Genomic DNA, 15,202 nt, shown 5'->3' with positions numbered 1-15,202 from the left:
GGGACTACGTGAAGTATGCATGTCGCGGGACTACGGAAAGGTGCGACGTCTTGCTCGCGGCAGCAGTCCATTGCGGGCCCGCACGCTTACGCACAAGCCAGTTCAAACGACAACGGCGCGCCCGGGGCGCGCCGTTGTTGCGAAACACCGGCAGCGTAAGCCGCCAGCTCAATGCGTCTGCGGCGCGTCCTTGATAAACAGCGTCGTCAACGCCCCGAGCACGCAGATCGTGCCGACATACATCGGCGCGGCCATCGGGTTGGACTTCATCATCAGCGAAACGGCGATCGGCGTGAGGCCGCCGAACACCGCATAGGCGACGTTGTACGAGAACGAAATGCCCGAGAAGCGCACCGCCGGCGGGAATGCCTTGACCATCACGAACGGAATCGCGCCGATCACGCCGACGAACAGCCCGGCCGCGCCATACAGCGGCACCAGCGCGGAGGTATCGGCGGCGAGTTGCTGGAACATCACGTAGTACGTGACGGCCAACGCGAGACCGCCGATGAAAATCGTCCGCCCCGCGCCGATCCGGCCGGCAATCGAGCCCGCCAGCACGCAGCCGATCGTCAGGCAGAGCGTCGCCACGCAGTTCGCCAGCAGCGCGGTGGCCGGCGCGACGTGAAACTGCTTCTGCAGCAGCGTCGGCGTCATCAGAATGACCACGACGATCGCGGCCGACAGCATCCACGTGAGCAGCATCGACACGATCACCGCGCGGCCGTGATCGCGCAGCACGGCCTTGAGCGGCACTTCGGCGGCAATCTCCTTGCGCTGCTTGAGCTCGGCGAACACCGGCGTTTCGTGCAGCCAGCGGCGCAGATAAACCGAGAACATGCCGAACACGCCGCCGACCAGGAACGGAATACGCCATGCGTACGCCGAGATTTCCGCCGGCGCGAAGTGGCGATTGACCGCCGACGCGATCAGCGAGCCGAGCAGGATGCCGGCCGTGAGACCGGCCGTCAGCGTGCCGCATGCATAGCCGATGTGCCGCTGCGGCACGTGCTCGGAGACGAACACCCACGCGCCCGGCACTTCACCGCCGACGGCCGCGCCCTGCATCACGCGGAACAGCAGCAGCAAGACCGGCGCGAGCACGCCGATGCTGGCGTAGGTGGGCAGGAGGCCCATCATCAGCGTCGGCACCGACATCAACAGCACGCTCAGCGTGAACATGCGCTTACGGCCGAACAGGTCGCCGAAGTGCGCCATGATGATGCCGCCCAGCGGCCGCGCCAGATAACCCGCGGCGAAGATGCCGAAGGTTTGCACCTGACGCAGCCAGTCCGGCATGTCCGTCGGGAAAAACAACTGGCCGATAGCCGGCGCGAAAAACACGAAGATGATGAAGTCGTAGAACTCCAGCGCCCCGCCGAGAGCCGCGAGGCCGAGCGTCTTGTAATCGCTGCGCCCAAGAGGGCGTGGGGTGACAGCCTGCGCTCCACCCAGATTTGTCGCTTGCATTGCCTGTTTCTTGTCTTGAATTGGAAGCCACACGTAGCGCGTGGAAATACGGCGGTCGTCGGGCGAGAAGTGTGGCAAGCGCGGGGTAGAGCACGGGACACCGGCGCGCCGGCCCGGATAGGGCGAGCGCGATGACGACTGGGGCCAGGCGGGATTTTACAGGATGAAAGCCGTGGCTTTCCGGAAGTGCTTAATTAGATTAGGGAAAGTTCCCCGGCGCGGCATTTTTAAATGCAGGCAGGACGAAGCCACGCGAACATTCGGAATTGCCTGTAGGGATACCGGACGCCTCTGTCAGCGTGAGCCGATACCTATGTAAATTAGGATTGCTCCTATGGGATCGAATGGGTGGGCCTCTGAGAATCGCGTCCGACCTACCTGTTGAGAGTTATCCCATGCGCATTGCCATCCTTCAGCCAGATCCGCTCATGCGTCAGTCGATCGAAAAGATCCTGACAGGCGCCAGCCACACCTGTGTCACCTACGACGACGGCCTCGCCATGTCGAAATCGCTCGCGCGTTCCACCGTGGACTTGCTGGTGCTGGACTGGCAGGGAACGCGCCTCGCCGGCGCCGAAATCCTGCGACTGGTGCGCGCGGTCAGCGGCGACCGCTTGCCGGTCGTGTTCGCGTCGAGCGATACCTCGGAGGAGAGCATGGTGCGCGCCTTCGTCGGCGGCGCGGACGACTATGTCGCGTTGCCGGTGCGCCCGGCCGAGTTTCGCGAACGCGTCGCGGCGCTGCTGCGGCGCACGTATCCCGAGCGATTCAGCAATGCGAGCTTCGAGGTGGGACCGTACCGCTTCGATACGCACCGCCAGATCGTCCTGCTGAACGGACGGATCGTGGCATTGTCCGGCACGCAATTCCGGCTCGCGGCGCTGTTCTTTTCCAACATCGGCCGCGTAATGTCGCGCGACCATATTTTCGCGATGGTATGGGGCCGCGAGTTTCGCGAATTTACCCGCACGATCGACAGTCACGTTTCACGCCTGCGCCTGCTGCTCGAAATCGAGGAGCCGAACGGCTTCCGGCTGCAGCCGATTTATAAAAGCGGCTACCGGCTGCTGCATCTGCTGCAGGATGAAGCCGCCGATAGGCAGAAAGAAGCGGCCTAAGCGGCCTGTAAGCCGCCCGATTTTCAATCCGGCTTAAATCTGCGGCAGCGCCGGCCGCGTTTCCAGCGCGCTGCGAATCAACGTTTCCACCGCCTTGCGTTCTTCGCCCACGAGCGGCAGACGCGGCGGCCGCACCGGCTCCGTGCCCAGCCCCACAATCGCCTCAGCCAGCTTGATGTTCTGCACGAGTTTCGCCGACACGTCGAGCGCCAGCAGCGGCGCGAACCAGCGGTAAATCGCGCGGGCTTCTTCCAGGCGTCCTGCCTTCAGCAACTTGTAGATCGCCACCGTCTCACGCGGAAACGCGCAGACCAGACCGGCCACCCAGCCGTGCGCGCCCATCAGGATCGCTTCCATCGCCAGATTGTCGACGCCGCACAGAATCGCGAAGCGGTCGCCGACGGCGTTGATCAGATCGGTCACCCGCCGCACGTCGCCGCAGGATTCCTTGATCGCGACGATTTTTGCTTCGTCGGCGATTTCGGCGAACATGTCGGGCGTCATGTCGACGCCGTACGCGAGCGGGTTGTTGTAGATCATCAGCGGCAGCGCGCTCGCGTCCGCGACGCTGCGGAAGTGGTTGAGCGTCTCGCGGCGGTCCGACAGATAGCGCAAGCCCGGCAGCACCATATAACCGGCCGCGCCGTGGCGGCTGCCGGCTTCGGCCTGACGGCAGGCGTCGAGCGTGCTGTTTTCGGCGATCGTCAACAGAACCGGCACACGGCCGCGCGCGGCTTCCACGGCAATATCGAGCACTTGCAACTTCTCGTCCAGCGACAGCGTGGACGCTTCACCCAGCGACCCGCACACGATGATGCCGTCTACGCCCGCATCGATCTGTGCTTCGATATTCTTGCCGGTCCATGCCCGGTCTATGCTGAAATCCGCGTGAAACTTGGTAGTGACTGCGGGTAATACGCCTTCCCAGATATGCGCCACGACTGCTCTCCTGAATGTGATGTGTTCAAGCGCAGTGTAAGCAGGGAAAATCCCGCCGTCTTGCGTGAATCGCGCGCGGCGGATGACGATTTCAGCATAGTCGCCAGGCTTGAGATGCCAGTGGCTGAAGCCAGTCAGCGCATATCGGGATAAAACGGTGGTCATGCTGGGACGGCGCGATCAGGCACAACGGGGTCGTTGTACGATCGCGTGGGTTGCGTATCGCATAAGCCTGATCAAGCGAGCCTTCCATCGAGTCGAACGGCCGCCGTACGTCGCTAACACTATGCTGAAATCGTCACAATCCGCGCGCAAGCGCACCAAGACTTGAACGTCCGTCGTTTCTACCATGGGCGTCATGAAAACCATCGATATCATCGACTCGCACACCGGCGGTGAACCGACCCGCCTCGTGGTGACGGGCGGCCCGGACCTCGGCGGCGGCACCCTGGCGCAGCGGCTCGACGTGTTCCGCTCCCGCTTCGACGACTGGCGCGCGGGCGTCGTCACCGAGCCGCGCGGCTCGGACGTAGTGGTGGGCGCGCTGCTGTGCGAGCCGCACGACCCCACCTGCGCGGCCGGCGTGATCTTTTTCAACAACGTCGGCTATCTCGGCATGTGCGGACACGGGACGATCGGCCTGATCGTGTCGCTCGCGCATCTGGGACGGATCGGGCCGGGGCGTCACCGGATCGAGACGCCGGTCGGCGTGGTCGAGGCGACGCTCAACGACGACGGCAGCGTCGGCGTGCGCAACGTGCCGGCCTACCGCTATCGTCAGGCCGTCGCGGTGGACGTGCCGGGCTACGGCGCGTTGACCGGCGACATCGGCTGGGGCGGCAACTGGTTTTTTCTCGTGGCCGATCACGGGCATGCGCTGGAGGCGTCGCGCATCGGCGAATTGACCGCTTTCAGCGGCGCGATTCGCGACGCGCTGATCGCGCAGCGCATTACCGGCGCGGACGGCGCGTTGATCGACCACATCGAACTGTTCGGACCGGGCTCGCGTGACGGCATCGATAGCCGCAGCTTCGTGCTGTGCCCGGGCAACGCGTATGACCGCTCGCCGTGCGGCACCGGCACCAGCGCGAAAATCGCCTGTCTCGCGGCCGATGGCAAGCTCGCCGAAGGCGCGGTATGGCGGCAGGAAAGTATTATCGGCAGCGTGTTCGAGGCGAGCTATCGGCGCGCCGGTGAGGGTGAGGGTTACGGTGACGCGGTGATTCCCACCATCGCCGGCCATGCGCACATCATGGCGGAAGGGCGGCTGTGTTTCGATGAGCGCGATCCGTTCGCGTGGGGCATCCGCAGGGCATGAGAGCGGACGCGCTGATCGTCGGAGCGGGCATCGTCGGCGCGGCGTGCGCGGCGGAGCTGGCCGCGCTCGGCATGCGAGTCGAGGTGCTGGACGCGCACGGCATCGGCTCCGGCGCGACGGCGGCCGGCATGGGCCATATCGTCGTGATGAACGACTCGCCCGCGGAATTCGCGCTGAGCCGCTACGCGCGAGATCTGTGGCTCGAGCTCGCGCCGAGCTTGCGTACGCGCGATGCGTTCACGCGCTGCGGCACGCTATGGGTCGCGGCCGATGACGAAGAGTGGCAAGCCGCCCGCGCCATGCAGGCCGCGTTCGACGCGCAGGGCGTTGCTGCGCAACTGCTCGACGTCGGCGCGCTGCGAGCGTGCGAACCGGCGCTGGCGGCGTCGCTGGTAGGTGGGTTGCGGATCGAGCACGACAGCATCGTGTATGCGCCCACCGTCGCCGAATGGCTGCTGACGCAATCGCCGGGCGCGGCGAATATCGGTGTGCGGCTGGGTGCTGCGGTGAATTCGATCGAGGCGGGTGGCGTCACGCTGAGTAACGGCGAATCGATCAGCGCGACTTGCGTGATTGTCGCCAACGGTTTGGGCGCGCGAGAACTCGTACGATCGTTGCCGTTGCAGCCGAAGAAAGGCCATCTGCTGATCACGGACCGTTATCCCGACCTGATTCGCCATCAACTGCTCGAACTCGGCTATATCAAGAGCGCGCATCACGCTACGGGGACGTCGGTCGCGTTCAATGCGCAACCGCGGCCCACGGGACAATTGCTGATCGGCTCATCGCGCCAGTTCGATACCACCGACCCCGCCGTCGAGATGCCCGTGCTCGCGCAGATGCTGCGACGCGCCGCGCGTTATCTGCCGACGCTGCCGACGCTCAACGGCATTCGCGCCTGGACCGGTTTCCGCGCGGCCTCGCCGGATGGTTTGCCGCTGATCGGACCGGCCGGCGATTTCGCGCCCGGCGTTTGGCTAGCCGTGGGACACGAAGGATTGGGTGTGACAACTTCGCTAGCGACCGCGAAGCTGCTCGCGGCGCAGATTGTGGCGAGCGCCGCGCCGATTCCCGTCGACCCTTATTTGCCGGCTCGTTTCGCTCGTCAGGTGATTCATGAATAGTCTCGACGCAGCGCGTATTCGCTTGACGATCGACGGCCGGTCAGTCGAGGTTGACGCCGGTACGACCGTGGCCGCGGCACTGGTTGTGGCGGGCGTGAGCGGTGCGCGGCGGTCGGTGAGCGGACAACACCGCGCTCCGTTGTGCGGTATGGGTGTCTGCCAGGAATGTCGCGTGACGATCGACGGCCGCGCGCACGCGCTCGCATGTCAGACGCTGTGCCGCGAAGGTCAGATCGTGCGGACTTGTGATGGAGAGGGCTTGCCATGACGCATCATTTCTGTGGCGTCGCGGGGGATGCCGGGCTCGGCTTTGCGCTGCGGATGGCGGCGGCGCATGTTCATGCCGATGCCGATGCCCATGCTGCGAAGGCCACGCGATGACGCATCACTTCTATGCTGCAAAGGCCGCGCAATGACGCATCACTTTGACATCGTCGTAGTCGGCGCTGGACCCGCCGGCCTGAACGCCGCCTGCGCGGCGGCGCGCGATGGCGCCACGGTCGCGCTGCTCGACGACAATCCGCGCGCCGGCGGCCAGATCTGGCGCCAGGGTCCAGCGCATCCGCCGCAAGCACCGCTCGACAACCTGCTGACCCGCCTGAGCGGGCGTAACAACATCACCTATTGGCCGTCGACGCGCGTCGTCGCACCGCTGGCGTCGCGTGGTCTGTTGCTCGAATCGGCGGAACACGGCGGCGTGTCGATCAGCTACCGCCGATTGATCCTGGCGACCGGCGCGCGCGAGCGGCTCTTGCCGTTCGCCGGCTGGACCTTGCCCGGCGTGACCGGAGCGGGCGCGCTGCAGGCCTTGATCAAAGGCGGCATGCCGGTGCGCGGCGAACGGATCGTGATTGCCGGCAGCGGCCCGCTGTTGATCGCGGCGCTCGCCACCGCGCGCGATGCCGGTGCGCGCGTGGTCGCGGTGGTCGAGCAGGCGTCGGCATTCGATGTCGCTCGTTTCGGGGTGTCGTTGCTGGCGGAGCCCGCGAAGCTGCGGCAGGCTGTTGAGATGACGCGTGGGTTCGCGGGGCTGCATTACTGGACCGGTAGCATCGTCCACGAGGCGCACGGCGAAGACCGCGTCGAGCAGGTGACGATCCGCCGTGGCCGCCACAACGTGACGCTCGCTTGCGAACGTGTCGCCTGTGGTTTTGGGCTCGTGCCGAACGTCACGCTGGCGCAGGCGCTCGGCTGCGCAATCAACGACGCGGGCGAGATCGTTGTCGACGACGAGCAGCGAACGTCGGTCGATGGTGTGCTCGCGGCGGGGGAATGTACTGGCGTCGGCGGTGCGGAACTGGCGGTGGTGGAGGGCGAGGTCGCGGGGCTGTGCGCTAGCGGCGGCGCGGGTAATAACGCTGACAACCGCGCGCGCTGGCGCCGCTTCGGCCACCGCGTCGCTACCACCTTCGCCCTGCAAGCCGCCGCCCGCACGCCGCCCGCCGACGCCACGCTGCTGTGCCGGTGCGAAGACGTCAGCGTCGGCGAAGTGCGCGCCTGCGCCGACTGGCGCGACGCGAAGTTGCATACCCGCTGCGGCATGGGCGCGTGCCAGGGAAGAATTTGCGGCGCGGCGGCGAGCCTCTACTTCGGCTGGCCGTCCGCCGCGCCGCGCCCGCCCTTCAGTCCAGCGCGGATCGACACGCTAATGGCCGCGAACCCATCGCCGCCGACAAGCGAATCACAATGACAAGCCCACCCGCACATACCCCGGATATTGTCGGCCGCCGCGCGGTTCTATAATCGACCGCACCCGTTCGCCGCGACATGGCGTGGGCGAACGCTTACTCCTCTGCACGGACCACCGGACCCGCCGATGAACACGCTGGCTCACGCGCTCGAACCGAACGACACCACGCTGGCCGGCATGCTGTCGCATTTCCGGCTGCTCGAGCCGGTGTTCGACGCCATGCCGGACGTCGTCTTTTTCGTCAAGGACGCCGAGGCGCGCTATGCGCTCGTCAACCGCACGCTGGCCTCGCGGTGCGGCTTCAAGGAAAAATCGGCGCTGCTCGGCAGCACGGCCGAGGACGTGTTCCCGCGCCGCTTCGGGCGCATCTACACGGCGCAGGACAAGGCGATCATCAACGTCGGCAATCAGATGATCGATCAGCTCGAACTGCACCTGTATCCGGGCCGTCAGCCGGGCTGGTGTCTGACCTGCAAGCAGCCGCTGCGCGATCCGGCGGGCAAGGTGGTCGGCCTCGCAGGCATTTCGCGCGACCTGAAAGCGGACGAAAGCAGCCATCCGGCCTACAGCCGGCTCGCCGCGGTCGTGCAGTCGATTCAGGACAATTACGTGCAGCCGCTAAATCTGAAGCAACTGGCGGCGATGGCGGATATGTCGGTCGCGCAACTGGAGCGCTACTTTCACAAGGTGTTTCATCTCACGCCGCGACAGGTCCTGCTGAAAACCCGGCTGGACGCGGCCACCGCGCTGCTGGTCTCGCACGACAAGGTCACCGACGTTGCCGCGCTCTGCGGCTACACCGACCACAGCGCTTTTACGCGGCAGTTCAAGGCGACCGTCGGCATTACGCCGACCGAATACCGGATGCTGCTGCACGGGACATCGCGGGCCTGAGCCGCTGCCTATGGTCCGTCGCAGGCATCACTACTACGTCTACGTCGTCGCGTTGGACGACACGGTCTGGAACGAGGCGCGCTTTCGCCGCGCGAATCCGGATTACCGGTTCGACAAACCTTGCGTGTACGTGGGCATGACGGGACTCGATCCGGATCTGCGCTTCGACCGGCACAAGGCCGGCATTCAGGCGAACCGCTATGTACGCGATTACGGCCTGCGGCTCGTGCCCGAGTTGTACGAGATATTCAATCCCATGCCTTATCGCGGCGCGCAGGACATGGAGGTGGAATTGGCGATCGGACTGCGCGAGGCGGGCTACGGTGTGTGGCAGGCTTAAGGCGGGGGCGGTTCGTGGGTGTTTCCGGCGGCTTGGGCCGGGCAGGCGCTCTCAACTGACACAAAACGCGACAGAAATCTCATGCACGAGTCGGTCGACTCGCGCGACAGGGCGCCTTATTTCACGCCGAGTCCGCGCAGCACTGCGTTGCCTTCAGACGTCAGGCGGAAATGCGCCGCGCCGGTTTCGTTGCCGGCGACCGTCTCGATCAAGCCGGCTTCGTGAAGCTGCGGAATCTCGGGTTTCGCAGAGGCGTCGATCGGCGCGTGCAGCAACAGCAGCAGGGTGGCCAGTTCGTGGTGGCTCAGCAGGCGGCGCAGGATGGTAGGACGCTTGGCCGGCGCGGGGGTGTCGTTCGTGTTCTGATCTGGCTGGTTCATGGTGCGCACCTCGTGCGGATTAATCGTCTGCGGTGGATCATGCGGACGAAGTCTTAAACGATTCTTAAGACACCATTATCCTGTAACACCGTGACACGAAGATTGCACAAACACCGGTTACCGTTTGTTTTTATTGCCGATTCTTACCGCCGCCGAGCGCGTGTCAATTGCGCGCTAATCGCGCGCCAACCCCACCGAACCTTACGGTGCGCAGGTTTTGCCGGCCTGCTCGATCCACAGATTGCTCACATGGCGTTTGCCGGCGTAGAAACGGTAAGTGGTCGCTCCATTGTCGGCGCGCACCTTGATGATGTTCGAATCGCCGAAATCGAGCATCTGGCCCTGTGGGATCGAGGTGGATTTGAACGCGGCGTTGTGATTGGTCGCGACTTGCGTCAGGCAGGCGACCACGTCGTTGACGGAGCGCTGCGTGGTGGTGTCGGTGACGGGTTCACCGGCATCCGGGTTCTTCTGGAAGTAGGCGCAAGCGCTGAGAAGGACGGGCACTGACAGGACTACGGCAAACTTCTTCATATCTCTCCAGGCGTTCGATTCGGCCGATGGGACAGGCGACGCCCGCATCCGGGGCGCAGTGGCGCGGCACAGGCCGCACGTTCAAAGGCGCCATTATATCGATGCGGTGTGGCTGCTTGCGGCAGTGCCGCATGTGGCGTGCCTGACGGAAGGCGACTGGTTGGGATTGGCCGAAGTGCCGGACCCGCCGCTATCCTCCACTAAACGCCAGCACGCCAGCACGCCAGCACGCCAGCACGCCAGCACGCCAGCACGCCAGCACGCCAGCACGCCAGCACGCCAGCACGCCAGCACGTCAGCACGCCACCGCCCATCGCCTACTTCCGCCGCTGCGCCTGCGCGGCAAGCCTCACGGCCGCATTCGCCGCGCCATACCCGTCATACCCGCCACGCCGCTCGACGATCTCCATGAAAAACCGCTGATCCAACTGCTCCGTGTAAGCGTGGAAAAACTCGCCACCCCGCTCGTCGCGGTCGTAAAGGACGTTGTGCGCGCGCAGCGCATCGAGCGTTTCATCCGGCAACGCGTAGCGAGCCTCTAGATCGTCGTAGTAATTGCGCGGAATGCGCAGCACCGGCAGGCCATCGGCGACGAACCCGGCAATCGCGCCGAAAATATCCGCCGTGCTGAACGCCACATGATTCAGCCCCGAGCCGTGATAGGTGTGCAGCGCCTCGGCCACCGCCGTGTGACGATCCACCGACGCATTCAGCACGATCCGCACCGACCCATCGCCGCTGCGCAACGCACGGCTGCGCACCAGCCCGTACGGATCGGGCACCAGCACGCCCGGCTCGGCCTGAAAACCCAGCGCGGTGCGCAGAAACAGCACCCATGTATCGAGCGAATTCGCCGGCACCGACAGACAAACATGATCGATGCGCGCAAGCGGGCCCACTTCGGCCGGCCCGTTGACGTCGGTGAGAACGAAATCGGCTTCGAACAGCGTGGGCCGATCCGGCGTTTCGTCGACGAAATAATTGAGGCTGCTGTCGGGCGCCTGCACGGCGGGCAGCACGCGTTCGTTCGGACCGATCTGGCCGGAAAACGGCGCATAGCCGAAGCCGGCGGCGCGTTCGAACGCTTGCCGTGCATCGTCGACGCGAAACGCCGATGCGCACAGCGACAAGCCGTGTTGCTGAAAGAACGCGTTGGCAAACGAATCCGGCTCGGCGTTCAGCACGATCGACGCCGCGCCATGCTGAAACAGCGTCACGTCTTTCGAGCGATGCCGGCCGGCCTGCCGGAAGCGCAGCTTGTCGAGCCAGTCGACCAGATGCGCGCGCGTGGTGGGATCGACCGCGAACTCCAGAAACTGATAGCCGACATGCGCGGGCGCGGCCGGTGAACGGTAGAGGTCGCTGGCCGCTTGCCGCTCGGCGTCCAGCACGGCGCGCGTCTGTTCTTCGAGGAACAGCAACGAGCGATGCCCGTCCGCCGCCGTGGTCGTGGTGGGCGCTGCGCGAAAACCGTCGTTGAAAATTTCCAGCGAAAGCGGGCCCTTATAGCCGGTTTTGACGACCTGCGCGGTGAAACCGGCCAGATCGAAATCGCCCTGACCGGGGAAACAACGGTAATGGCGGCTCCATTCGAGCACGTCCATGGCGAGCTTCGGCGCGTCGGCAATCTGTACGAAAGCGATGCGTTCGCCCGGAATCTCGGCGATCGCGTCGACGGTATCGTTCAGCGACAGCGTATGAAAACTGTCGAGCACCAGCCCCAGATTCGGATGATTCACCGCATTCACCAGCTTCCACGCGTGCCGGTAGGTCTTGACGTGCTTGCCCCACGCCAGCGCTTCGTAACCGGCGATCACACCGGCGGCCTCGGCCGCGCGGGCCAGTGCGCCGAGCTGGTCGGTCATCAACGCGTCGTCGCCGATGGTGTCCGGCGAGACGTTGCTGCACACCAGAATCCGCTCCGTGCCCAGTTCGTGCATCACGTCGAATTTGCGTTTCGCGCGTTCGAGATTGCGCGCGAGGCGCTCGGGGCTCACGCCGTCGAAATCGCGGAATGGCTGGAACAGCATGATTTTCAGCCCGAGATCACCTGCGATGCGCCGCACGTCGGCGGGCGAGCCGTCGAAATACAGCAGGTCGTTCTCGAAGATCTCGACGCCTTCGAAGCCCGCCGCCTGGATCGCGGTCAGCTTCTCGACAAGGGTTCCGCTGATCGACACGGTGGCAATCGAACGTTGCATGAACGGCTCCTGCAAAAACAATCAAACGGCTGTTGAAAAACGCCTGGCGGCGACCGGCGAAATAGGCTCACAAGCGGGCCGGTCACGCATGGTGCAATGCGAAAAATGGTCTAGTCCGTTACTCGTCAGAGTAATACGTGCGCCGGAATCGCGGACCATGGTCGCAGTTTTCGCTAGTCTATACAAACTAACTAGATGGTACAAATTCGTAGAAACCCCGAATGACGGCGTCGACGGATGCGCGCACACTTCGTACACGTTGTAGAGCCGTCGCGATTGCGTGGCGGGCTTCAGGTCTTACTTTGCAGGGGTGTCGCCATGAGTTTTGCCTCCGTACTGGTCCTTAATGGACCGAACCTCAATCTGCTCGGCACGCGCGAGCCCGCCATCTACGGCTCGGAAACGCTCGACGACGTCGCGAAGCTGTGCCGCGACGCGGGCGAGCGGCTCGATCTGTCGATCGAGTTCTGTCAGTCGAACGCCGAGCATCAACTGATCGACTGGCTGCACGCCGCACGCGCCAAGGTCGATGGCATCGTGATCAATCCGGCGGCTTATACGCATACCTCGGTGGCGATCGCCGATGCGCTCACGGCAATCGAAAAGCCTGTGATCGAAGTGCATATTTCAAACGTGCATCGGCGCGAGGCGTTCCGGCATCACTCGTATGTGTCGGCGGTGGCGGAGGCGATCATCGTCGGATGCGGCACGCAGGGCTATGTACTCGCGCTCGAGCGGATGGCGACTATTCTCAAGAATAGGGCGGCTAAATGAACGCGCCCGTGAACACACCCGCAAACGCTTCCGCAAACTCACCCGTGAACGCACAAACTCACTCGCAGGCCTCGGCGCATTCCTATCTGGTCGGACTGATCGGCTCGGGCATCGGCGGCTCGCTGAGTCCCGCGATGCACGAAGAAGAGGGCAGCCGGCTCGGACTGCACTACGTGTACCGGCGTATCGACCTGGAAGCGTTGAAACTCGATATTGCAGCGCTGCCCGACCTGATGCTCGCCGCCGAACGCATGGGCTTCAACGGTCTGAACATCACGTATCCGTGCAAGCAGGCCGTCATCCCGTTGCTGGACGAACTCTCCGACGACGCGCGCGCACTCGGCGCGGTGAACACGGTGTTGTTCAAAAACGGCAAACGGATCGGCCACAACACGGATTGGTCCGGCTTCGCCCGCGCTTTCCAGCGCGGTTTGCCGGACGTGTCGCTGGCGCGCGTCGTGCAACTCGGCGCGGGCGGCGCCGGCGCGGCGGTCGCGCACGCCGCGCTGACCATGGGCGCGCAAGCGCTCACGCTATTCGACGTGGACGCCGCGCGCGCCGCATCGCTAGCCGCCGAGTTGCAGCAACGCTTCCCGGCCAGCACGGTCAGTGCCGGCGGTTCGCGGGTGGACTCGCTGGCGGACTCGCTGGCCGAGGCCAACGGCCTGATTCACGCGACGCCCACCGGCATGGCGAAACTGCCCGGCTTGCCGTTGCCGGTCGAGTTGCTGCACCGCGATTTGTGGGTGGCGGACATCGTCTATTTCCCGATCCGCACCGAGTTGTTGCAGGCGGCGGAAGCACTGGGCTGCCGCACGCTGAGCGGCGGCGGCATGGCGGTGTATCAGGCGGTCGACGCGATGCGTATTTTCACCGGACTCGAACCGGACGCCGAGCGTGTCTACACGCATTTTCAGTCCTTGCTGCCCCGCACCGAAGGCTAACCGTCAGCACACGACCGCGCTACAAACAGGACCATAAACAGACCGAGGAGAGAGACACGCCATGCCCCAACCGATCCCATCCAGCCCAGCGAACGCCCCGAAGGACATTCCCTTGGGGGACGCCACGCTAAGCACCACACGCCGCTCGAAAGCCCGCTACCAGATTCTCGGTTTGCTCGCAGTCGGCACGATGATCAATTATCTCGACCGCACGGTGCTCGGCATCGCCGCGCCGCAGTTGACCAAAGAACTCGGCATCAACGCCGCGCTAATGGGTCTGCTGTTCTCGGTGTTCTCGTGGAGTTACGTGGCGTCGCAGATTCCGGGCGGCCTGTTTCTCGACCGCTTCGGCAGCAAGCTCACGTATTTTCTGTCGATGACCTTCTGGTCGCTCTTCACCCTCGCACAAGGCCTGGTGCACGGAATCGGCGCGCTGTTCGTGTTCCGCCTCGGCCTCGGCGTCTCCGAAGCGCCATGCTTTCCGACCAATAGCCGCGTGGTCGCCACCTGGTTCCCGCAAAACGAACGCGCCATGGCGACCGGCACTTACACGGTCGGCGAATACATTGGCCTCGCGTTTTTCAGCCCGTTTCTGTTCATGCTGATGGGCGCGTTCGGCTGGCGTTCGCTGTTCTTCGTGGTGGGCGGCGTGGGGCTCGTGTTCGGCTTGATCTGGTGGGCGTTCTATCGTGAGCCGCGCGATCATCCGTCGGCGAATCAGGCGGAGCTCGACTATATCGAAGCCGGCGGCGGTCTCACGCATCGAAAGAAAGACGCGAGTGCCGCGACGCTTGCGGGTGCGCCCACGAAAAGCGGCTTCGAATGGCGCACCATTGGGCGTCTGCTGAAGCATCGGCAATTGAGCGGCATTTGCCTCGGTCAGTTCGCCGGCAACTCGACGCTGGTGTTCTTCCTCACGTGGTTTCCCACCTACCTCGCCACCGAGCGCCACATGGCGTGGCTCAAGATCGGCTTCTTCGCGATCATGCCGTTCATTGCCGCTTCGATCGGCGTGATGTTCGGCGGCTTCTTCTCCGACTGGCTGCTGCGTCGCGGCAAGTCGGCGAACGTGGCGCGCAAGCTGCCGATCATCGCCGGTCTGCTGCTCGCGTCGACCATCATTCTCGCCAACTACGTCGAGAGTAACGCGGCGGTGATCGTGATTCTGTCGGTGGCGTTCTTCGCGCAGGGCATGGCCGCGCTGGGCTGGACGCTGGTGTCCGATATCGCGCCCGAAGGTCTGCTCGGCGTGACCGGCGGCATTTTCAACTTCGCCGCGAATCTGGCGGGGATTGTCACGCCGCTGGTGGTGGGCTTTATCGTCGCAGCGACCGGTTCGTTTGTCGGCGCGCTGGTGTTTATCGGCGCGATCGCCATGGTCGGCGCGCTGTCGTACATCTTTATCGTCGGCGATATCAAGCGGATCGTGCTGGTGGATTGAGTCTGCTGAACAATACGTAGCCGCAAAAAAACGGG

15 protein-coding genes are annotated in these 15,202 nt (G+C 64.4%); 10 read left to right on the top strand and 5 right to left on the bottom strand.

Going from position 1 to position 15,202, the window contains the following annotated elements:
• Positions 1-168 precede the first annotated feature (168 nt).
• On the bottom strand, positions 169-1,470 hold the full coding sequence (locus GGD40_RS24405; RefSeq protein ID WP_179745380.1) for an MFS transporter: 1,302 nt from the start codon (positions 1,468-1,470) through the stop codon (positions 169-171).
• A gap of 395 nt (positions 1,471-1,865) precedes the next feature.
• Between GGD40_RS24405 and GGD40_RS24400 the strand changes: the two genes are divergently transcribed.
• A complete protein-coding gene (locus GGD40_RS24400) occupies positions 1,866-2,588 on the top strand; it encodes a response regulator transcription factor (protein ID WP_179745379.1) in 723 nt (240 codons plus the stop codon).
• A 33-nt stretch (positions 2,589-2,621) separates the two neighbouring features.
• On the opposite strand, the gene GGD40_RS24395 is transcribed toward GGD40_RS24400, so the two are convergent.
• Positions 2,622-3,527, bottom strand: coding sequence for a dihydrodipicolinate synthase family protein (locus tag GGD40_RS24395; protein WP_179745378.1), 906 nt, complete (start codon positions 3,525-3,527; stop codon positions 2,622-2,624).
• Between the two features lie 349 nt (positions 3,528-3,876).
• Here GGD40_RS24395 and GGD40_RS24390 point away from each other — a divergent pair, with 349 nt between their 5' ends.
• The 6 genes from GGD40_RS24390 to GGD40_RS24365 all read left to right on the top strand — a co-directional run bounded on the left by GGD40_RS24390 (position 3,877) and on the right by GGD40_RS24365 (position 8,893).
• Complete coding sequence (locus tag GGD40_RS24390) at positions 3,877-4,845, top strand: 4-hydroxyproline epimerase (RefSeq protein ID WP_179745377.1); 969 nt, start codon at positions 3,877-3,879, stop codon at positions 4,843-4,845.
• Positions 4,842-5,969, top strand: coding sequence for an NAD(P)/FAD-dependent oxidoreductase (locus GGD40_RS24385; protein ID WP_179745376.1), 1,128 nt, complete (start codon positions 4,842-4,844; stop codon positions 5,967-5,969). Before GGD40_RS24390 ends, GGD40_RS24385 begins: the two co-directional genes overlap by 4 nt.
• Positions 5,962-6,237: a 2Fe-2S iron-sulfur cluster-binding protein gene (locus GGD40_RS24380; protein ID WP_179712319.1), complete on the top strand. Its 276-nt coding sequence runs from the start codon at positions 5,962-5,964 to the stop codon at positions 6,235-6,237. Before GGD40_RS24385 ends, GGD40_RS24380 begins: the two co-directional genes overlap by 8 nt.
• 144 nt (positions 6,238-6,381) lie before the next feature.
• On the top strand, positions 6,382-7,659 hold the full coding sequence (locus GGD40_RS24375; RefSeq protein WP_179745375.1) for an FAD-dependent oxidoreductase: 1,278 nt from the start codon (positions 6,382-6,384) through the stop codon (positions 7,657-7,659).
• 126 nt (positions 7,660-7,785) lie between these two features.
• The gene (locus tag GGD40_RS24370) at positions 7,786-8,553 is read left to right on the top strand and encodes an AraC family transcriptional regulator (protein WP_035558841.1); all 768 of its coding nucleotides are present in this window, start codon (positions 7,786-7,788) and stop codon (positions 8,551-8,553) included.
• A gap of 10 nt (positions 8,554-8,563) precedes the next feature.
• Positions 8,564-8,893, top strand: a complete 330-nt coding sequence (locus GGD40_RS24365; protein ID WP_035558839.1) for a hypothetical protein — start codon at positions 8,564-8,566, stop codon at positions 8,891-8,893.
• 116 nt (positions 8,894-9,009) lie between these two features.
• Here GGD40_RS24365 and GGD40_RS24360 read toward each other — a convergent pair whose 3' ends face one another.
• The 3 genes from GGD40_RS24360 to GGD40_RS24350 form a co-directional block, all read right to left on the bottom strand.
• Positions 9,010-9,273: a hypothetical protein gene (locus GGD40_RS24360; RefSeq protein WP_035558836.1), complete on the bottom strand. Its 264-nt coding sequence runs from the start codon at positions 9,271-9,273 to the stop codon at positions 9,010-9,012.
• A gap of 201 nt (positions 9,274-9,474) precedes the next feature.
• The gene (locus GGD40_RS24355; protein WP_111931846.1) at positions 9,475-9,807 is read right to left on the bottom strand and encodes a hypothetical protein; all 333 of its coding nucleotides are present in this window, start codon (positions 9,805-9,807) and stop codon (positions 9,475-9,477) included.
• Positions 9,808-10,124: 317 nt separating this feature from the next.
• The gene (locus GGD40_RS24350; protein WP_179745374.1) at positions 10,125-12,008 is read right to left on the bottom strand and encodes a bifunctional sugar phosphate isomerase/epimerase/4-hydroxyphenylpyruvate dioxygenase family protein; all 1,884 of its coding nucleotides are present in this window, start codon (positions 12,006-12,008) and stop codon (positions 10,125-10,127) included.
• A gap of 318 nt (positions 12,009-12,326) precedes the next feature.
• Between GGD40_RS24350 and aroQ the strand changes: the two genes are divergently transcribed.
• The 3 genes from aroQ to GGD40_RS24335 all read left to right on the top strand — a co-directional run bounded on the left by aroQ (position 12,327) and on the right by GGD40_RS24335 (position 15,167).
• Positions 12,327-12,782 (top strand): type II 3-dehydroquinate dehydratase, encoded by a 456-nt coding sequence (gene aroQ / locus GGD40_RS24345; protein ID WP_179712323.1) that lies wholly within the window; start codon positions 12,327-12,329, stop codon positions 12,780-12,782.
• A complete protein-coding gene (locus GGD40_RS24340) occupies positions 12,779-13,726 on the top strand; it encodes a shikimate dehydrogenase (RefSeq protein ID WP_179745373.1) in 948 nt (315 codons plus the stop codon). Before aroQ ends, GGD40_RS24340 begins: the two co-directional genes overlap by 4 nt.
• A gap of 61 nt (positions 13,727-13,787) precedes the next feature.
• Entirely contained in the window at positions 13,788-15,167 is a 1,380-nt protein-coding gene (locus tag GGD40_RS24335; RefSeq protein WP_179745372.1) for an MFS transporter, read from the top strand.
• Positions 15,168-15,202 lie beyond the last annotated feature (35 nt).

This window comes from Paraburkholderia bryophila, assembly GCF_013409255.1.
Classification (GTDB): Bacteria; Pseudomonadota; Gammaproteobacteria; order Burkholderiales; family Burkholderiaceae; genus Paraburkholderia.
The sequence above is the reverse complement of the archived record's forward strand: the minus strand, read 5'-3'. Positions and strand labels throughout refer to the sequence as shown.

Bases quoted from the DNA above. Each gene is read 5' to 3' on its own strand.
- GGD40_RS24355 (WP_111931846.1), bottom strand. From the start codon at position 9,807: ATGAAGAAGTTTGCCGTAGTCCTGTCAGTGCCCGTCCTTCTCAGCGCT.
- GGD40_RS24375 (WP_179745375.1), top strand. From the start codon at position 6,382: ATGACGCATCACTTTGACATCGTCGTAGTCGGCGCTGGACCCGCCGGC.
- GGD40_RS24400 (WP_179745379.1), top strand. From the start codon at position 1,866: ATGCGCATTGCCATCCTTCAGCCAGATCCGCTCATGCGTCAGTCGATC.
- GGD40_RS24365 (WP_035558839.1), top strand. From the start codon at position 8,564: ATGGTCCGTCGCAGGCATCACTACTACGTCTACGTCGTCGCGTTGGAC.
- GGD40_RS24390 (WP_179745377.1), top strand. From the start codon at position 3,877: ATGGGCGTCATGAAAACCATCGATATCATCGACTCGCACACCGGCGGT.
- GGD40_RS24360 (WP_035558836.1), bottom strand. From the start codon at position 9,273: ATGAACCAGCCAGATCAGAACACGAACGACACCCCCGCGCCGGCCAAG.
- GGD40_RS24405 (WP_179745380.1), bottom strand. From the start codon at position 1,470: ATGCAAGCGACAAATCTGGGTGGAGCGCAGGCTGTCACCCCACGCCCT.
- aroQ (WP_179712323.1), top strand. From the start codon at position 12,327: ATGAGTTTTGCCTCCGTACTGGTCCTTAATGGACCGAACCTCAATCTG.
- GGD40_RS24380 (WP_179712319.1), top strand. From the start codon at position 5,962: ATGAATAGTCTCGACGCAGCGCGTATTCGCTTGACGATCGACGGCCGG.
- GGD40_RS24340 (WP_179745373.1), top strand. From the start codon at position 12,779: ATGAACGCGCCCGTGAACACACCCGCAAACGCTTCCGCAAACTCACCC.
- GGD40_RS24350 (WP_179745374.1), bottom strand. From the start codon at position 12,008: ATGCAACGTTCGATTGCCACCGTGTCGATCAGCGGAACCCTTGTCGAG.
- GGD40_RS24370 (WP_035558841.1), top strand. From the start codon at position 7,786: ATGAACACGCTGGCTCACGCGCTCGAACCGAACGACACCACGCTGGCC.
- GGD40_RS24335 (WP_179745372.1), top strand. From the start codon at position 13,788: ATGCCCCAACCGATCCCATCCAGCCCAGCGAACGCCCCGAAGGACATT.
- GGD40_RS24385 (WP_179745376.1), top strand. From the start codon at position 4,842: ATGAGAGCGGACGCGCTGATCGTCGGAGCGGGCATCGTCGGCGCGGCG.